The organism is Monashia sp. HAY1-5C, assembly GCF_056755255.1.
The window spans coordinates 1-258 of record NZ_JBPGXG010000471.1 but is presented as its reverse complement, the minus strand read 5'-3'; the positions used below and the strand labels follow the sequence as shown (position 1 = coordinate 258).

The following is a 258-nucleotide window of genomic DNA, read 5'->3' as shown; positions in this document are numbered from 1 at the left end:
AGCCTGTTCGGTGTACATCGACACCATGGTGGTGTGCAGCGCCACCGCCTTCCTGATCCTGTCGGCCGGCAGCTACAACGTGCATGATCCGGCCGCACCGGCGCAGTGGATCGTGGCCAACGTACCGGGGCTGGAAGCGGGGCCGCGGTTCGTGCAGCAGGCGGTGGAATCGGCGTTGCCGGGCTTCGGGCGTTCGTTCATCGCCCTGGCGATCCTGCCGTTCGCCTTCACCACCATCCTGGCGCTGTACTACACGGC

At 66.7% G+C, this 258-nt stretch carries 1 protein-coding gene; it reads left to right on the top strand.

Annotation, left to right across the window (positions count from 1 at the left end; all coding sequences use genetic code 11):
- Positions 1-10: 10 nt before the first annotated feature.
- On the top strand, positions 11-258 hold a 248-nt coding region (locus ACR9ZK_RS22475; RefSeq protein WP_481344144.1), incomplete at its 3' end, for an alanine:cation symporter family protein.